This is a genomic window from Immundisolibacter cernigliae (genome assembly GCF_001697225.1).
Classification (GTDB): Bacteria; Pseudomonadota; Gammaproteobacteria; order Immundisolibacterales; family Immundisolibacteraceae; genus Immundisolibacter; species Immundisolibacter cernigliae.
Genome location: NZ_CP014671.1, coordinates 1126541 through 1140328 on the forward strand (window position 1 = coordinate 1126541; position 13788 = coordinate 1140328).

The following is a 13788-nucleotide window of genomic DNA, read 5'->3' on the forward strand; positions in this document are numbered from 1 at the left end:
GACCCATGACCATTCTGGTAACCGGCGGCTGTGGGCTGGTGGGCTCGTTTGCGGTGCGCGAGGCAGTGGCCCGCGGCGTGCCGGTGGCGGCCTTCGACCTGGCCCTCAAAACCGAACTGCTGGCCGACATCCGCGACAAGGTCACGCTGGTGCAGGGCAACGTGCTGCACGCGCCGGACCTGTACCGGGCGGTGCGGGAACTGGACGTGACGCGCATCCTGCACACGGCGAGCTTCCTCACCCCCGGCGCCTACGCGCGGCCCTACGCCAACGCCGAACTGACCATCATGGGCACGCTCAACGTGCTCGAATGCGCCCGCGCCATGGGCATCAAGCGCGTCAGCTACGTGTCCACCGGCAAGACCGGCTGGACCGGCGCCGCCTTCTCCGGAACGCTCAATACCGGCAAGTTCGACATCCCGGCCGATCCCTACGCCAGCGCCAAGGTCGGCGCCGAGCTGCTGGCCAACGACTACCGCCAGCTGTACGAGCTGGACGTGCGCATTCTGCGCCTGGGCGGGCAGGTGTACGGGCCGGGTTACGCCTTTGCCGGCGCCGTCGGCCAGGGCCTGCAACCGTTCATCGAAAAGCCCCTCAAGGGCGAGCCGGTCCGCTACGACAACCCGCTGCTGGCCTATTCCGCGCCGATCATCCCCATGCTGTACGGCGCCGACGCCGGCCGCGGCTGCATGGCTGCCACGCTGGCCGCCGACCTGCCGCACGCGGTCTACGACATCAACGCGCCGGTCGCCAGCACGCTGTACCAGGTCGTGCAGGCCATCAAGGCGCTGATACCCGGCGCCGACATCGAGGTGCCCGAGGCGCCGACCGAGGCCGGCCCGTTCCGCGCCGGGCCGATTGCGCCCGACCCGCGCGCGCAGGCCGACTTCGGCTACCTGCCCGAGTACGACCTGCTGCGCGGCCTTTGCGAGTACATCGCGTTCGTCAAGACCGGCCGCTACGCGGCCGTCGCCTGATTCAGGAGCAGGTTTCACCCATGAGCACTGGCACCATCCGCATCGAGGAACTGACGGTCCACTGCGTGATCGGCATCATCGAATCCGAGCGCCTGCGCGACCAGCGCATCCTGATCGATGCGGAGCTGGACACGGATTTTTCCGCCGCCGCGGCCAGCGACAGCATCGACGACACCATCAACTACGCGGTGGTGGCCGAGCACCTGACCCGGCTGGCCGTGGAAGGCCGGTTCTATCTGGTGGAAGCCTACGTCAGCCACGCCACGCAGCTGCTGCTGGACCGCTACCCGCAGGTCAGCCGGGTGCGCGTGAGCGTGCGCAAGCCGGACATCCTGCCGGCCGCGCGCAGCGTCGGCGTCAGCCTCGAACGGCGCCGATGACGGCGTCACCGACAGCCGACCTCAGCGGCCGCGTGGCGCTGGTTACCGGTGCTGCCCGGCGCACCGGCCGCGGCCTGGCCCTGGCCCTGGCGCGGGCCGGTGCCGACGTGGTGGTGCATTACGGCCAGTCGCGGCAGGACGCCGAAAGTGCGGTGGCCGAAATCGCCGCGCTTGGCCGGCGCGGCTTTGCGATCAGCGCCGATCTGAGTCGACCGGGGCAGGCCGAAACGCTGATCGAAGCAAGCCTGACGCAGGCCGGGCGCCTCGACGTGCTGATCAACAACATCGGCAACTATCCGCTCGGCGATCCACTCGGCCTGTCGCCGGACCAGTTTCGCGCCACGCTGGAGACCAATCTGACCGCGCCCTACGCGCTGATCCGCGCCGCCCTGCCGGCGCTGCTGGCGTCCGGCGCAGGCCAGGTCATCAACCTCGGCTATGCCGGCGTCGAGCACATGATCGCCAACACCCGCGCCATGGCCTACCAGATTTCCAAGGCCGGACTGCTGGTGCTCACGCGCTCCCTGGCGCAGGCGCTGGGGTCGCAGGGCGTGCGCGTGAACATGGTCTCGCCCGGCCACATCGACAACTCGGTCGACCTGCCGGCGGACATCGCAAGCCACGTGCCGCTGGGCCGCCCGGCACGCATCGACGACATCGCCGGCGTGGTGCTGTTTCTGCTCTCGCCGGCCGGCGCCTACATCACCGGCGCCAACATCGAAGTGGCCGGCGGCTACCGGTTGAGTCTGGCCGAGACGCTGGGATAAGCACCTGCCCGCCTGCGCGGGAAGTGGTTGGCGCCGGCACACCAGGCACTACTGATACGACCGGCCGCCGTGCTTTATCCATCCAGAAACGTGCCGGCCCTGAGGGTCATGATGCGTCCAGTGAATAACGCCGCCCTTGGCATTCCAGGCGTATTCACCATTGAACTCGACGCGATCTCCCATTTCCAGGGCGGCAACCCTGGGCGCCAGATCGATGTTGTGAGCCACCAATAGCGTCTGCCCGGACGCCGTCTCGATGATGAAACGCTGGTGCCTGCTGCCATCATCGTCGTCGGCCAGAAGCCTCACCACACGGCCGCTTCCCTGAACCTGGAAGTCGCTGCGGTGACTGTCGAAGGCCGATGCCAGGACCTGCGCGCCGGGGTCGGCGCCGTAACCCTTGCCTTGTCCCGGGATGAAACCAGTTTCAATGCCGCCGAAATAGCCGGCGACCAGGACGACTGCTATCAGAAGCAGCTTCTTCATTTCTCTCCCCGTAAATTTTCGGCGCGTGCCGCAAGTATTTGCCGAAATCGCGCCCTCAAGCCACCTGGCCCGGACTCGCCGGCCAGCCCGCCAGCAGCCCGTGCAGGGCGCCACACAGCGCCCGCGGCGAGTCGAGCATCAGGTGGTGGTGGGCGCCGGGGATGGCGAACATGGGCCAGCCGCGCTGGCGCGCCAGGCGCCCGATGTAGTCCTTCACCGCCGGCGTGAAGACCGCGCTGTGGTCGCCGTGGATCACCGCCAGGGGCGTTTCGAGGGCTTCCAGCTCGCGCCAGGGCTCGTGCAGGTGCAGCTTTTTGAACAGTGCGTCGTCGAATTTCCAGCTCCAGCCGCCCTGCATCGGCGCCACCGAATGGTGGGCGATGTGTTGCAGCAGGTAGGGATGCTGACAGGGTTGCTGCGGCAGCAGGAAGAACCGCCCGACAGCGGTCTCGTAGTCGGCGCAGACGGTCTTTGGCCGGTACGGCGCCTTGGTCGGGTCGAACGGCGACGGCTCATCCGGCGGAAACACGGCCGAGTCCAGCATCACGATGCCGCGCACGCGGCCGGCATGGCGCACGCCCAGCGTGAGCGCCACGGTCCCGCCCAGGCTGTGGCCGACGACCACCGTATCGGCACCCAGACCGGCGTGGTCCATGACGGCAACCACGTCGTCGCTGAACAGCGCGGTCGAGTAGGCATCGCGGTGTCCGCTGTCGCCCATGCCGGACAGGTGCGGCGCCAGCACGTGAAAACGCTCGACAAACCGCGGCGCGATGAAATCCCACCAGTTGGCGTGCGCCATGGCGCCATGGATCAGCACCAGTCCCGGCAGGCCGGGCGTGCCCCAGGAGCGGTAGCGCACCAGGGCACCGTCATGCAGCACCTCGGCCTCGCTGACCGGCGCCTGCAACGCTTCGCTGACCCAGGCCGGCGGGCCCGGATTCGTTTCCCCTGCGCTCACGACGTTGCACCCGGCCCGATCAGTCGCCGCCCGGGGCTGCAGGAACCCAAGCGCGGCCTGTCATTTTCCAGATCGGCACAAAAACCCGCATCACCACACATCGTCAAAACCACCCTCTTGCCCCTTGCCCCTTGCTTCTTGTCTCTTGCTTCTTGTCTTTTGCCCCTTCACCCACCCAACAACAACCGGTTCAACCGCTGCACGAACTGCGCCGGCGCCTCCAGCTGCCCGCCTTCGGCCAGCAGCGCCTGTTCATACAGCAGCCGCGCCCAGTCGTCGATGTGCTCGGCGTCGGCGCCGGCCTTCACACGGGCGAGCAAGGGATGGCGGGGGTTTATTTCAAGCACGCGCTTGTTGTCCGGCACGGCCTGGCCGGCGGACTTGAGCAGGCGTTCGAGGTTGCCGGACAGGCCCTCCTTGCCGGCCACCAGGCACACCGGCGATTCGGTCAGGCGATCCGACAGGCGCACGGACTCCACGGTGTCCTTGAGCGCCGTCTGCAGGGCGCTGAGGGTCGGCTGCCAGTCGGCGTCGGCCACCGGTGGCAATTCGGTTTCGGCCGGGCCGAGCTCGTCCAGGTTCAAATCCGCCTGCGCAGCCGATTGCAGCGGCTTGCCGTCGAAGGCGGGCAGGCTGCCGACCAGCCACTCGTCGATGCGGTCGCCCAGCAGCAGCACTTCCACGCCACGGGCGCGCAGGGCCTCCAGGTGCGGCGAGGCGGCGGCGGCGGCCACCGAATCGGCGGTGATGTAGTAGATGGCCTTCTGGCCGTCCTTCATGCGCGCCACGTAGTCGGCCAGGGACACCGTGGGCGTGGCCTCGCGGGTGGTGGCGAAGCGCAGCAGGCCGGCGATGCGGTCGCGGTTGGCGTGATCCTCGACCACGCCTTCCTTGAGCACACGCCCGAACAGCCCCCAGAAACGCTGGTACTTGTCGGCATCGTCGCGCGCCATGTCCTCGAGCAGACCCAGAATGCGCCGCGTGCAGCCGGCGCGGATGCTGTCCACCACCTTGCTGCCCTGCAGGATCTCGCGCGACACGTTCAGCGGCAGGTCGTCGGCGTCGATCACGCCGCGCACGAAGCGCAGATAGGTCGGCAGCAGATGCGCCGCGTCGTCCATGATGAACACGCGCTTCACATACAGGCGCACTCCGTGGCGGCGGTCGCGGTCCCACAGGTCGAACGGCTCGGCGGCCGGCACGAACAGCAGCGCGGTGTACTCGTGGCTGCCCTCGACGCGGCTGTGCAGCTGCGCCAGCGGCGCCTGCATGTCGTAGCTGAGCTGCTTGTAGAAGGCGTCGTATTCGTCCTGGGTGATTTCCGTGCGCGGCCTGGCCCACAGCGCCGTGGCCTGGTTGACGGTGTCCCAGGCGGGCGTGGCGTCGATATCGGCAGCTTCCGGTTCGCCTTCGTCGGCGACCGGCTTGGCGGCCGGCATGCGCACCGGGAAGGTGATGTGATCCGAGTAGGTGCGGATGATGGATTTCAGGCGCCAGGCGTCGGCGAACTCGTGCGCGTCGTCGCGCAGGTGCAGCACGATCTGCGTCCCGCGCGGCGCACTGACGGTCTCGATGCTGTACTCGCCCTCGCCGGCCGACTGCCAGCGCACGCCTTCCTCGTCCGGCCGGCCGGCGCGGCGGGTGGTCAGCGTGACCGTGTCAGCCACGATGAAGGCCGAGTAGAAACCGACGCCGAACTGGCCGATCAGGCGCGCGTCCTGGGTCTGACCGGCCTGCTGCGTTTGCAGGAACTCGGCGGTGCCCGAATGGGCGATGGTGCCGATGTTGGCGATGACTTCCTCGCGGCTCATGCCGATGCCGTTGTCGCGCACGGTGACGGTGTGCGCCTCGGGATCGCACTCGATTTCGATGCCCAGCTCGCCGCCGCCGTCCATCAGCGCGGCGTCGCTGTAGCCCTCGAAGCGCAGCTTGTCGAGCGCGTCCGATGCGTTGGAGACCAGCTCGCGCAGGAAAATCTCGCGGTTGCTGTACAGGCTGTGGATCATCAGCTTGAGCAGCTGACGGGTTTCGGTGGCGAAGCTAAGGGTTTCGACTTGGGACATGGCGGCCTCGTACGAAAGGGAACAACGATCAGGTCAGGTGCGCGGCGAGCGCGACGATCGCCCGGCGCAGCCGGGCTCCTGCGGATTTCCGACGGCAAAATTTCGGCGTTCCCTTAATTGGGGCAATCAGCGGACGATGCAAGGGCTGCATCACACCGGAGAACGCCATAAGACGCAGCGGCGCCGGGCGTGCCAGGCGCCGGCCGCTTTGCCATACTGCCGCGGCCCGGGGCAACCGTCCCCGGCAGCCGCCGCCTGCGGCGTCACCTTTCACGTCACACGGAGCAGTGCCATGAAAACCGCCCGCGCCTTCCTGATCGGCATCGGCATCTTCTACGCCGTGTTCAACTTCCTGGGCACCCTGCCATTCGCCACCGCCGGCTACCTGGGCACCATGTACCCGGGCATCGACCTGCACGCGGGCGAACCGATCTTTCGCCTGTTGCAGGACGCCTGGATCATCGTCGGCATCCAGCTGGGCGCGATCGGCCTGGTGGCGCTGTGGGGCGCCCGCGACCCGCTGCGCTACGCGGCCGTGATTCCGGTGGTCATCGTCACCGAGATCGTCGATGGCGCATGGGACATCTACAGCATCGTCTGGAGCCACGAGGTCGCCTGGATGGGCATCCTCACGCTGGTCATCCATGCGGTATGGATCGCCTGGGCCATCGTCGCCTGGCGGGCCCTGTTCCCGGCCGGCGGGAAGACCGTCAGCGCCACCGGCTGAAGGCCTGGGGCGGCTATCGCCGGTTGCCGAACGCGCAATCCAGGGCCGCCCATACCCGGTCCTGGATCGCCGGGGCCTCCTGCAGCAACTCGTGGCGCGCGCCGGCGATCCAGTGTATTTCGGCCTGCGGCAGGCCGGCGGCGAAGGCCGCCGCGGCCTGGCTGTCCACCACCATGTCCTGCTGCGCCAGCAGCACGGTCAGCGGGGTGGCGATGGACTGCGCCACGCCGGGGGCGTACAGGCGGTCCAGCGAATCGAAGGCGGCCGCCAGCCAGTACCAGTCCACCTGACCGAAGGCCAGATCGGGGTCACTGCGGATGCGCTGGCGCAGACGCTCGTAACTGACGGGGTCGGAAGTCAACGGATTGATGGCAAACGGGATGCGAAGCGGCGTGTAGTCGCGGCGCCCCGGCAATGGCCGCCGGCCCTGGCCGAGGCGGATCATCAGCCGCGCCAGCCGGCGCGCCAGGCGCTGCGACCAACGACCGGTGCGGATGCCGATCATCGGCGCGCACAGTACCGCCCGTGCCGCCGCCTGCGGGCGCAGGGCCAGGTGACGCAGTGCCAGGTGCGCGCCCATGGAATGGGCCAGCAGCAGGGGCGGCCCGCCCGGCGGCAGGCCCGCCAACACGGCCTCCAGGTCCGCCAGGTGGCGATCGAAAACGCCGGCCGGCGCCCCGCCGCCGGCCGGCGAGTGACCCTGCCCGCGCCAGTCGAAGCTCCATACCTCGAAGCCCCTGCCGGTCAGGCGGGCTGCCACCTCGGTGTATTTCTCGAGAAACTCCGACAGGCCCTGCAGCAGCACGACGCGCCCGCGTGGCGCATCGGGTCGCCAAATCCCGCGCCGCAGGCGGCCGCCATCGTCGGTCACGAGCCAGTCGATACGCAGGGCGCCGGCCGGGAGCATGGGGCCGTCGTGCAACCGTCACATTCCAAACAATGCCGCGCTGGCCGCGGCTTCGGACACGCGCCATTCGGACCACCTGCGCACCGCGTGGCCACGCCGGCAGTGCCGGCAACCGTTGCCCGCCGTGACGATCAATGCTGGCTCCGACCGCTCGCAGACGCCCTTAGGCAGGTTCCGAATTGACCCGCAGATCGCGCACCAGGCGAATCGCGGCGGTGCCATCCACGTAAAACGCCGGCAGGCGGCCACGTTCGCGGTAGTGATGGGCAAAGCAGAAGGCGCGGCCGGCGCCGTTGCTGGCCTCGAGTTTCAGTTGCAGGGTGAACAGGCCGGCGGTACTGGCGGTAGTTTCCAGCCAGCCGAGCAGCGCGCTGCCGATGCCGATGCGCCGATAGTGCGGGTGCACCACCAGCAGGGCAATCTGCGCCTGCTCGCTGAGCAGGTCGAGCACTGCCGCGCCGGCCAGGCAGCGGCCGGACACCGCCAGCACCACGCTGCTGTTGGGACTGCGGACACGCCGCGCGATGCGCGCTGCATCCCAGCGCGCGTGCAGGCTTTCCGCCGTTGCAAGACGCACCAGCTCGGCAAGCGCCGGCGCATGGGTGGCACGGGCGGGCAGCAGGCTTAAATGGGTTCCGGGCATGGTTGAGGCGTAGCGTGATCTGTACCGGGATTGGGCGCTTCGAGTCTAGCAGTCGCCCCGCACCCGCAGCGGCACGGGGGCGGTCGCGCGCACGCTCCACAGGCGCCGGGTCAGCCACAGCCCCAGCGCGCAACCGAGGGCGTCGCGCCCAAGATCGGCGATCGACACCTGCCGACCCGGCACGAAACTCTGGTGCCACTCGTCGAACAGGCCGTAGCCCAGCGTCAGGATTCCGACCAGCAGCGCCGTGCGCCAGCCACGGTTGCGGGGCAGGGCCAGACACAGCGTCGCCGCCAGCAGCGCATAGGCCGGGATGTGCAGGGGGTCGTGCAGCGCGCTCGGAACTCGTGACAACAAGCCATCCGGCGCCGCACCCGACAGGCTGGAGGTAAAAAAGATGGCAACCATCACCAGCGGCGGCCCGAGGCGGCGCAGCAGTACTGACCTATCCACTGCTAGCGCCCTGGGCCGGCCGGAGCATCAGCCGGGCGGCCAATGCATGGCGCGCCCGGCCAGCACGTGCAGGTGAATATGGAACACCGTCTGCCCGGCCAGGCGGTTGCAGTTCATCACGGTGCGAAAGCCGTCGGCCGCGAAGCCCTGCGCCGCGGCCAGATCGCGCGCGGCCAGGTACATGCGCCCGACAGTGTCGGCGTGGCGCGGTTCGAGATCGTTCAGGGTCGCGATGTGCTCGCGCGGAATCACCAGCGCGTGAAACGGCGCCTGCGGGTTGATGTCGCGGATCACCAGCAGGCGCTCGTCGGCGTGCAGCAGGTCCGGCTTGATGTCGCCGGACACCATCCTGCAGAACAGGCAGTCGCTCATGGTCCGGCCTCGCGCTCAGGCGCTGGCCGAGCGCTTGGCCGGTTCGGCACCCTGCTGGCCGCCCAGGCCGGCCTGCATCAGGCGCAGCCATTCGCGGTACTGGCCGTGGTAGAGCGTCTCGTCGGTGGCGTCCGGACCGCTGCTGCTCGGGTGGATGCCCAGTTCCTTGGCGAAGGCGTCCGGGCCGTTGACCATGTGCGTCATGCCGCGATCGTAGCCCTGCTGCCACTCGACGATGCGCGCCTCGTAGCCGGCCTGGCAGGCTTCGAAGATGGCCAGATCGTCCGGCGTGGCCATGCCGGTGGCGTTGAAGAAATCCTCGTACTGGCGGATGCGCCGCTCGCGCATGCTGGCCGACTCGCCCTTGGCCGCGATGCAGTAGATCTTGACCTCGGTGAGGTCGTGCGAGATCGGCCGGAACACGCGAATCTGCGACGAGGCCTGCTCCATCAGCTGCACGTTGGGGTAGATCAGCAGGTTGCGCTGGCGCTTTAGCATCCACTCGGCCATGGCGCCGCCGACGCGCTGCTCGACCTCATCCTTGTGCTCCCACAGCGGGCGGTTCTGCGGCATCGGAAAGTCGATCCAGATCAGCGCGTGGCCGCGCTGCAGGTCGTAGCAGCCGCTCTTGAAGCCCTTCATCATGGACTCGTCGTAGGCGACCTTGACCTTGTCGTCCTTGCCGGCGGCCGAGGCCTTCATGCGCCGCGCGATGACGCCCACGTAGTTGGCGTGGATGGTCGTGAAGTGGTAACCGTCGATGCCGTTTTCGGCCTGCATCTTCCAGTTGCCGCGGTACTGGTAAGTGGAATAGCCCTTGATGACCTCGGCGCCCTGCGGCGACATGGCGTCGAGCATGTCCACGAACGGGCCGGCGTCGGCCAAGTGTTCGCGCAGTGGCGGCACGTCCGGGTTCAGGCTGCCGAACACGAAGCCCTTGTAGCTTTCCAGGCGCGCGATGTGTTTGAGGTCGTGGTCCTGCCGCTCGAAGGCCGGCGGGTAGGCGCCCGTGGCGCGGTCCTTGATTTCCATGTTCCGGCCGGCCGAGTCGTACACCCAGCCGTGGTAGGGGCAGGTCAGGAACTTGCTGTTGCTCTTGGCGGTGCGGCACAGCGTGGCGCCGCGGTGCGCGCAGGCGTTCACGAAGCAGTGCAGCTTGCCGTCGCCGTCGCGGCTGACGATCACCGGCTGGCGGCCGATGTGGGTGGTGAAGTGATCGTGCGGCCTGGCCACCTGGCTTTCGTGGCACAGGTAGATCCAGGTGCCCTCGAAGATGTGCTTCATCTCCAGCTCGAACAGTTCTTCATCGGTGAACAGCTTGCGGCTGACCTCGAACAGGCCGTCCTGAGGGCGGTCGATCAGCAGCCGGTTCAGATCGTTGGGCGTCATGGGGGGCCTCCTGATAGGGAATCGTCGGTCGTCGCCACGCGGGCACGGCGGGATGTCGAATTGTGCCACGGGCGTCCGAGCGTCACTGTTCGGGGCGCCTGGCGGCCCGGAGACGGTCCGGCGACGCGCTAGAATCGCGAACTTTTTCGTTCCGGACCGGGCCCATGACGCTGCTGTGGATCGTGCTTTTCACGCTGCTGGGCGGCGCCGCCAGTGCCGGCGCGGCCGGTGCCCTGCTGCTGGTGCCGGATCGGCTGCGTGAACGCCTGCTGCCGTCGCTGGTCAGCTACGCGGTGGGCGCCATGCTGGCGGCGGCGTTCCTGGGGCTGTTGCCGGAGGCCTTCGAGTATCCCGGCACCACCCCGCAGCAGGTCACCGGCGTCCTGCTGGGCGGCATCCTGCTGTTCTTCGTGCTGGAAAAATTCGTGCTGTGGCGCCATTGCCACACCGACGCCTGCGCCGCCCACGGCAGCCATGCGCCGCTGGCCACGGCGCGGCCCTGGCGGGCGGCCGGCACGCTGGTGCTGGTCGGCGACAGCGTGCACAACCTGATCGACGGCGTGCTGATCGCGGCGGCCTTCCTGACCGACACGCGCCTTGGCGTGCTGACGGCGCTGGCCATCGTGGCGCACGAGATTCCGCAGGAAATCGGCGACGTGGCGGTGCTGGTGCACAGCGGCTACTCCCGCGGCAAGGCCATGCTCTTCAACCTGCTGACCAACCTGCCGACCCTGATCGGCGGTGTGGTCGCCTACTTCGCGCTCGAGACGCTGCACGGCGCGCTGCCCTATGTGCTGACGCTGGCGGCGGCGAGCTTCATCTACATTGCCGTCGCTGACCTGATCCCGGACCTGCACCGCCGGCCGGAGCCGGCCGCCACGCTGGCGCAGGTGCTGCTGATCGGCGCCGGTATCGGCACCATCGTGCTCAGTCACCTCGCGCTGGAGCACTGGTTGCACTGATCGGGGCGACGGATCTGCCCCGCCGACGGGCCAGGCATCGCGGACCGGCGCAGATCAAGCAGCCCTCAGGTCGGTTCAATCTCGCGCAGATGCCGGCCCACGGCCAGCGCCGCGCCGGCCAGGCCCAGGCCGCCACCCAGCAGCAGCAGGCCGAGGCTGCCGAAGAGCCCCGGCGTGGCCAGGCGCAGCGCCGAGCCGTACAGGCCGGCCAGCGTGCGTACCGGACCGGCCAGGCCGGCGTTGACCGCGACCAGCAGCAGTACCGCCACCAGCCCGCCGGTGAGGCCCTGCAGCAGGCCCCAGTACAGGAACGGCCGGCGGATGAAGGCGTCCGTACCGCCGATGAGCTTGGTGATTTCGATTTCCGCCCGCCGGTTGAAGATGGCCAGGCGAATGGTGTTGCCGGTCACCAGCACCACGCCGGCCCCCAGCAGCCCGGCGAAGGCCCACAGCGTGCGTTTGCCCAGTTCCAGCAGGGCATTCAGGCGCCGCACCCAGTCCAGGTCGGACTGCACATCGTCGACCTGCGGCAGCGCGTGCAGCCGCTCGGCGAGGCGTGCCAGCGTTGCCTCGTCGGCGGGGGCCTGCGGTGTCACTACCAGCGCGGCCGGCAGTGGATTCTCGCCGAGCAGGGCCAGCGCCTCGCCCAGGCCCGAACTGCGTTCGAACTCGGCCAGCGCCTGGGCGCGGTCGATCAGGGTCACGTCGGCCTGCCCGGCCAGGTCCTTGCGCAGCTTGCCGGCCAGGGCGCTGGCCTCGGCATCCGGCAGGTCGGCCTTCAGATAGGCGGTCAGGCGTGCGTCGCCGTCCCAGGCGGCGGTGGCCTGGCGCAGCGTGGTAAGGCCCAGCAGCAGGCTCGCCGGCAGCGCCAGACTGACGCCGATCACCAGCGCCGTCAGCAGCGTGTTCATGCGCTGGCGGTACAGCTGGCCGAGGCTGCCGATCAGCGCCTGCAGGTGGCGTTCGAGGTAGCGGGGCACGGCTGAATCTACACGTCGCTGACCAGGCTGCCGGCGTGCAGGGTCAGCGTGCGGGCGTCCATTTCTTCGATCAGGGCGTGGTCGTGGCTGGCGATCAACACTGCCACGCCGACCTGGTTGAAGTCCCGAAACAGGCGCATCACCTCGCGCGACAGCTCCGGGTCGAGGTTGCCGGTCGGCTCGTCGGCCAGCAGCAGTGGCGGCCTTGCGACCAGCGCGCGGGCGATGCCGACCCGCTGCTGCTCGCCGCCGGACAGGGCCTGCGGGGTGCTGCGCTCCTTGCCGAGCAGACCGACCTTGTCGAGCGCGGCGCGCACGCGGCGACCGACTTCCGGGCCGTGGTGGCCGGCCACCACCAGCGGCAGGGCCACGTTGTCGGCCACGCTGAGCTCCGGCAGCAGCTTGTGGTCCTGGAAGATGATGCCGATACCGCGCCGGTAGTACGGCAGGCGGCGGCGGGACAGGCGCGCCAGATTCTGGCCGTTGACCAGCGCCTGACCGCGGCTGGGTTTCTCGATGCCGGCGATCAGCTTCAGCAGGGTGCTCTTGCCGGCGCCGGAATGGCCGGTGACGAAGGCGATCTCGCCCGCTTCCAGCGTGAAACTGATGTCCTTGAGGGCGTCGCCGCCGTTGGCGTAGCGCTTGCTGACGTGCTCGAAGCGGATCATGCGGGGCTGTCGGTATCCCGACTCAGCAGCGCCTCGACGAAATCCTGGGCCACGAACGGGCGCAGATCGTCGGCCTTCTCGCCGACGCCGATGAAGCGGATCGGCAGGCCCAGCTGACTGGCGATGGCCAGCACCACCCCGCCCTTGGCGGTGCCGTCGAGCTTGGTCAGCACGAGGCCGGTGACGCCGATCGCCTCGTTGAACTGGCGCGCCTGCACCAGGGCGTTCTGGCCGTTGCCGGCGTCGAGCACCAGCAGCGTTTCGTGCGGCGCGGCGGGGTCGAACTTGCCCATCACGCGGCGGATCTTGCGCAGCTCGTCCATCAGCCCGGCCTGCGTGTGCAGGCGTCCGGAGGTGTCGGCGATCACCACGTCGGCACCGCGGCTGCGCGCCGCCAGCAGCGCGTCGTAGATCACGGCCGCCGGATCGGCGCCCGGCTGCTGGGAAATCACCGGCACGCCCAGGCGCTCGCCCCACACCTTGAGCTGCTCGACGGCGGCGGCGCGAAAGGTGTCGCCGGCCGCCAGCACCACCTGCTTGCCCTCGGACTTCAGGCGCTGCGCCAGTTTGCCGATGGTGGTGGTCTTGCCGGCGCCGTTGACGCCGGCCATGAGGATGACGTGCGGGCGCGCAGTGAAGACCGGTGCCGGCACCTCGCACGGGGCCAGCAGCTTGAGCATGCGTTCCTTGAGCGCCGCCAGCACGGCCTCGCCGTCGGCCAGTTCGTGGCGCGCCAGGCGGTCGTTCAGGTCGTCGACCAGCGCCGTGGTGGCCTCGACGCCGGCGTCGGCGCCCAGCAACAGGGTTTCGATTTCCTCGACCGTGAGGGCGTCGATGCTGCGCCGGCCGAGCACCAGGTCGGCAATGCCGCCGCCCAGGCGTTCGCGGGTGCGCGAGAGGCCCTGACGCAGGCGGGCGAACAGGCCCGGCCGGGATGAGTCGGTCATGGAGCGGGATGCAACCGTGCAGGCGAATCGGTGGTCAAAGGCCGCGTCGGCCTTGCCCGGTTATGCTAACACCGGCGCCACGGCCGGCCGTGGCGCCCCCATCGAC

16 protein-coding genes are annotated in these 13788 nt (G+C 69.1%); 5 read left to right on the top strand and 11 right to left on the bottom strand.

Annotated elements, in window-relative coordinates; translation table 11 throughout:
* The first annotated feature begins 5 nt into the window (after positions 1–5).
* Genes PG2T_RS05340 through PG2T_RS05350 form a run of 3 tightly spaced genes read left to right on the top strand, consistent with a single transcriptional unit; the run spans position 6 to position 2124 of the window.
* Positions 6–977, top strand: coding sequence for an NAD-dependent epimerase/dehydratase family protein (locus PG2T_RS05340; RefSeq protein ID WP_068803238.1), 972 nt, complete (start codon positions 6–8; stop codon positions 975–977).
* A 20-nt stretch (positions 978–997) separates the two neighbouring features.
* On the top strand, positions 998–1357 hold the full coding sequence (folB, locus tag PG2T_RS05345; RefSeq protein WP_068803240.1) for a dihydroneopterin aldolase: 360 nt from the start codon (positions 998–1000) through the stop codon (positions 1355–1357).
* Positions 1354–2124, top strand: a complete 771-nt coding sequence (locus PG2T_RS05350) for an SDR family NAD(P)-dependent oxidoreductase (RefSeq protein WP_068803242.1) — start codon at positions 1354–1356, stop codon at positions 2122–2124. The genes folB and PG2T_RS05350 overlap by 4 nt, the downstream gene beginning before the upstream one ends.
* A 48-nt stretch (positions 2125–2172) precedes the next feature.
* Here the strand turns inward: PG2T_RS05350 and PG2T_RS05355 are convergent, their stop codons facing one another.
* From PG2T_RS05355 to htpG, 3 genes are all read right to left on the bottom strand, one after another.
* Positions 2173–2610 (bottom strand): DUF3465 domain-containing protein, encoded by a 438-nt coding sequence (locus PG2T_RS05355; RefSeq protein WP_083214787.1) that lies wholly within the window; start codon positions 2608–2610, stop codon positions 2173–2175.
* 55 nt (positions 2611–2665) lie between these two features.
* Entirely contained in the window at positions 2666–3571 is a 906-nt protein-coding gene (locus tag PG2T_RS05360) for an alpha/beta fold hydrolase (RefSeq protein ID WP_068803244.1), read from the bottom strand.
* A 167-nt stretch (positions 3572–3738) separates the two neighbouring features.
* On the bottom strand, positions 3739–5634 hold the full coding sequence (gene htpG / locus PG2T_RS05365) for a molecular chaperone HtpG (RefSeq protein ID WP_068803246.1): 1896 nt from the start codon (positions 5632–5634) through the stop codon (positions 3739–3741).
* A 292-nt stretch (positions 5635–5926) separates the two neighbouring features.
* Between htpG and PG2T_RS05370 the strand changes: the two genes are divergently transcribed.
* The gene (locus PG2T_RS05370) at positions 5927–6361 is read left to right on the top strand and encodes a BphX family protein (protein WP_068803248.1); all 435 of its coding nucleotides are present in this window, start codon (positions 5927–5929) and stop codon (positions 6359–6361) included.
* Between the two features lie 13 nt (positions 6362–6374).
* Here the strand turns inward: PG2T_RS05370 and PG2T_RS05375 are convergent, their stop codons facing one another.
* The 5 genes from PG2T_RS05375 to PG2T_RS05395 form a co-directional block, all read right to left on the bottom strand.
* Positions 6375–7268, bottom strand: coding sequence for an alpha/beta fold hydrolase (locus PG2T_RS05375; protein ID WP_068803250.1), 894 nt, complete (start codon positions 7266–7268; stop codon positions 6375–6377).
* A gap of 163 nt (positions 7269–7431) precedes the next feature.
* Complete coding sequence (locus PG2T_RS05380; RefSeq protein ID WP_068803252.1) at positions 7432–7911, bottom strand: GNAT family N-acetyltransferase; 480 nt, start codon at positions 7909–7911, stop codon at positions 7432–7434.
* A gap of 45 nt (positions 7912–7956) precedes the next feature.
* Positions 7957–8364, bottom strand: a complete 408-nt coding sequence (locus tag PG2T_RS05385) for a VanZ family protein (RefSeq protein ID WP_145931008.1) — start codon at positions 8362–8364, stop codon at positions 7957–7959.
* Positions 8365–8391: 27 nt separating this feature from the next.
* A complete protein-coding gene (locus PG2T_RS05390) occupies positions 8392–8736 on the bottom strand; it encodes a histidine triad nucleotide-binding protein (RefSeq protein ID WP_068803257.1) in 345 nt (114 codons plus the stop codon).
* 15 nt (positions 8737–8751) lie between these two features.
* On the bottom strand, positions 8752–10125 hold the full coding sequence (locus PG2T_RS05395) for an SRPBCC family protein (RefSeq protein WP_068803259.1): 1374 nt from the start codon (positions 10123–10125) through the stop codon (positions 8752–8754).
* 164 nt (positions 10126–10289) lie between these two features.
* On the opposite strand from PG2T_RS05395, the gene PG2T_RS05400 reads away from it, so the two are divergent.
* Positions 10290–11087: a ZIP family metal transporter gene (locus PG2T_RS05400; RefSeq protein ID WP_068803260.1), complete on the top strand. Its 798-nt coding sequence runs from the start codon at positions 10290–10292 to the stop codon at positions 11085–11087.
* Between the two features lie 65 nt (positions 11088–11152).
* Here the strand turns inward: PG2T_RS05400 and ftsX are convergent, their stop codons facing one another.
* The 3 genes from ftsX to ftsY are packed head-to-tail and all read right to left on the bottom strand — an operon-like array spanning position 11153 to position 13682.
* A complete protein-coding gene (gene ftsX, locus PG2T_RS05405) occupies positions 11153–12067 on the bottom strand; it encodes a permease-like cell division protein FtsX (protein ID WP_068803261.1) in 915 nt (304 codons plus the stop codon).
* A gap of 8 nt (positions 12068–12075) precedes the next feature.
* Positions 12076–12735 carry a cell division ATP-binding protein FtsE gene (gene ftsE, locus PG2T_RS05410; protein ID WP_068803262.1) on the bottom strand — a complete coding sequence of 220 codons (660 nt, stop codon included), beginning with the start codon at positions 12733–12735 and terminating at the stop codon, positions 12076–12078.
* Positions 12732–13682, bottom strand: a complete 951-nt coding sequence (gene ftsY, locus PG2T_RS05415) for a signal recognition particle-docking protein FtsY (RefSeq protein WP_068803263.1) — start codon at positions 13680–13682, stop codon at positions 12732–12734. Before ftsY ends, ftsE begins: the two co-directional genes overlap by 4 nt.
* Between the last annotated feature and the right edge of the window lie 106 nt (positions 13683–13788).

What these genes read in the sequence shown, in the direction of transcription:
- PG2T_RS05340 (WP_068803238.1), top strand. Translation starts at nt 6, where the DNA reads ATGACCATTCTGGTAACCGGCGGCTGTGGGCTGGTGGGCTCGTTTGCG.
- ftsE (WP_068803262.1), bottom strand. Translation starts at nt 12,735, where the DNA reads ATGATCCGCTTCGAGCACGTCAGCAAGCGCTACGCCAACGGCGGCGAC.
- htpG (WP_068803246.1), bottom strand. Translation starts at nt 5,634, where the DNA reads ATGTCCCAAGTCGAAACCCTTAGCTTCGCCACCGAAACCCGTCAGCTG.
- PG2T_RS05355 (WP_083214787.1), bottom strand. Translation starts at nt 2,610, where the DNA reads ATGAAGAAGCTGCTTCTGATAGCAGTCGTCCTGGTCGCCGGCTATTTC.
- PG2T_RS05370 (WP_068803248.1), top strand. Translation starts at nt 5,927, where the DNA reads ATGAAAACCGCCCGCGCCTTCCTGATCGGCATCGGCATCTTCTACGCC.
- ftsY (WP_068803263.1), bottom strand. Translation starts at nt 13,682, where the DNA reads ATGACCGACTCATCCCGGCCGGGCCTGTTCGCCCGCCTGCGTCAGGGC.
- PG2T_RS05390 (WP_068803257.1), bottom strand. Translation starts at nt 8,736, where the DNA reads ATGAGCGACTGCCTGTTCTGCAGGATGGTGTCCGGCGACATCAAGCCG.
- PG2T_RS05400 (WP_068803260.1), top strand. Translation starts at nt 10,290, where the DNA reads ATGACGCTGCTGTGGATCGTGCTTTTCACGCTGCTGGGCGGCGCCGCC.
- PG2T_RS05375 (WP_068803250.1), bottom strand. Translation starts at nt 7,268, where the DNA reads ATGCTCCCGGCCGGCGCCCTGCGTATCGACTGGCTCGTGACCGACGAT.
- PG2T_RS05350 (WP_068803242.1), top strand. Translation starts at nt 1,354, where the DNA reads ATGACGGCGTCACCGACAGCCGACCTCAGCGGCCGCGTGGCGCTGGTT.
- folB (WP_068803240.1), top strand. Translation starts at nt 998, where the DNA reads ATGAGCACTGGCACCATCCGCATCGAGGAACTGACGGTCCACTGCGTG.
- PG2T_RS05395 (WP_068803259.1), bottom strand. Translation starts at nt 10,125, where the DNA reads ATGACGCCCAACGATCTGAACCGGCTGCTGATCGACCGCCCTCAGGAC.
- PG2T_RS05380 (WP_068803252.1), bottom strand. Translation starts at nt 7,911, where the DNA reads ATGCCCGGAACCCATTTAAGCCTGCTGCCCGCCCGTGCCACCCATGCG.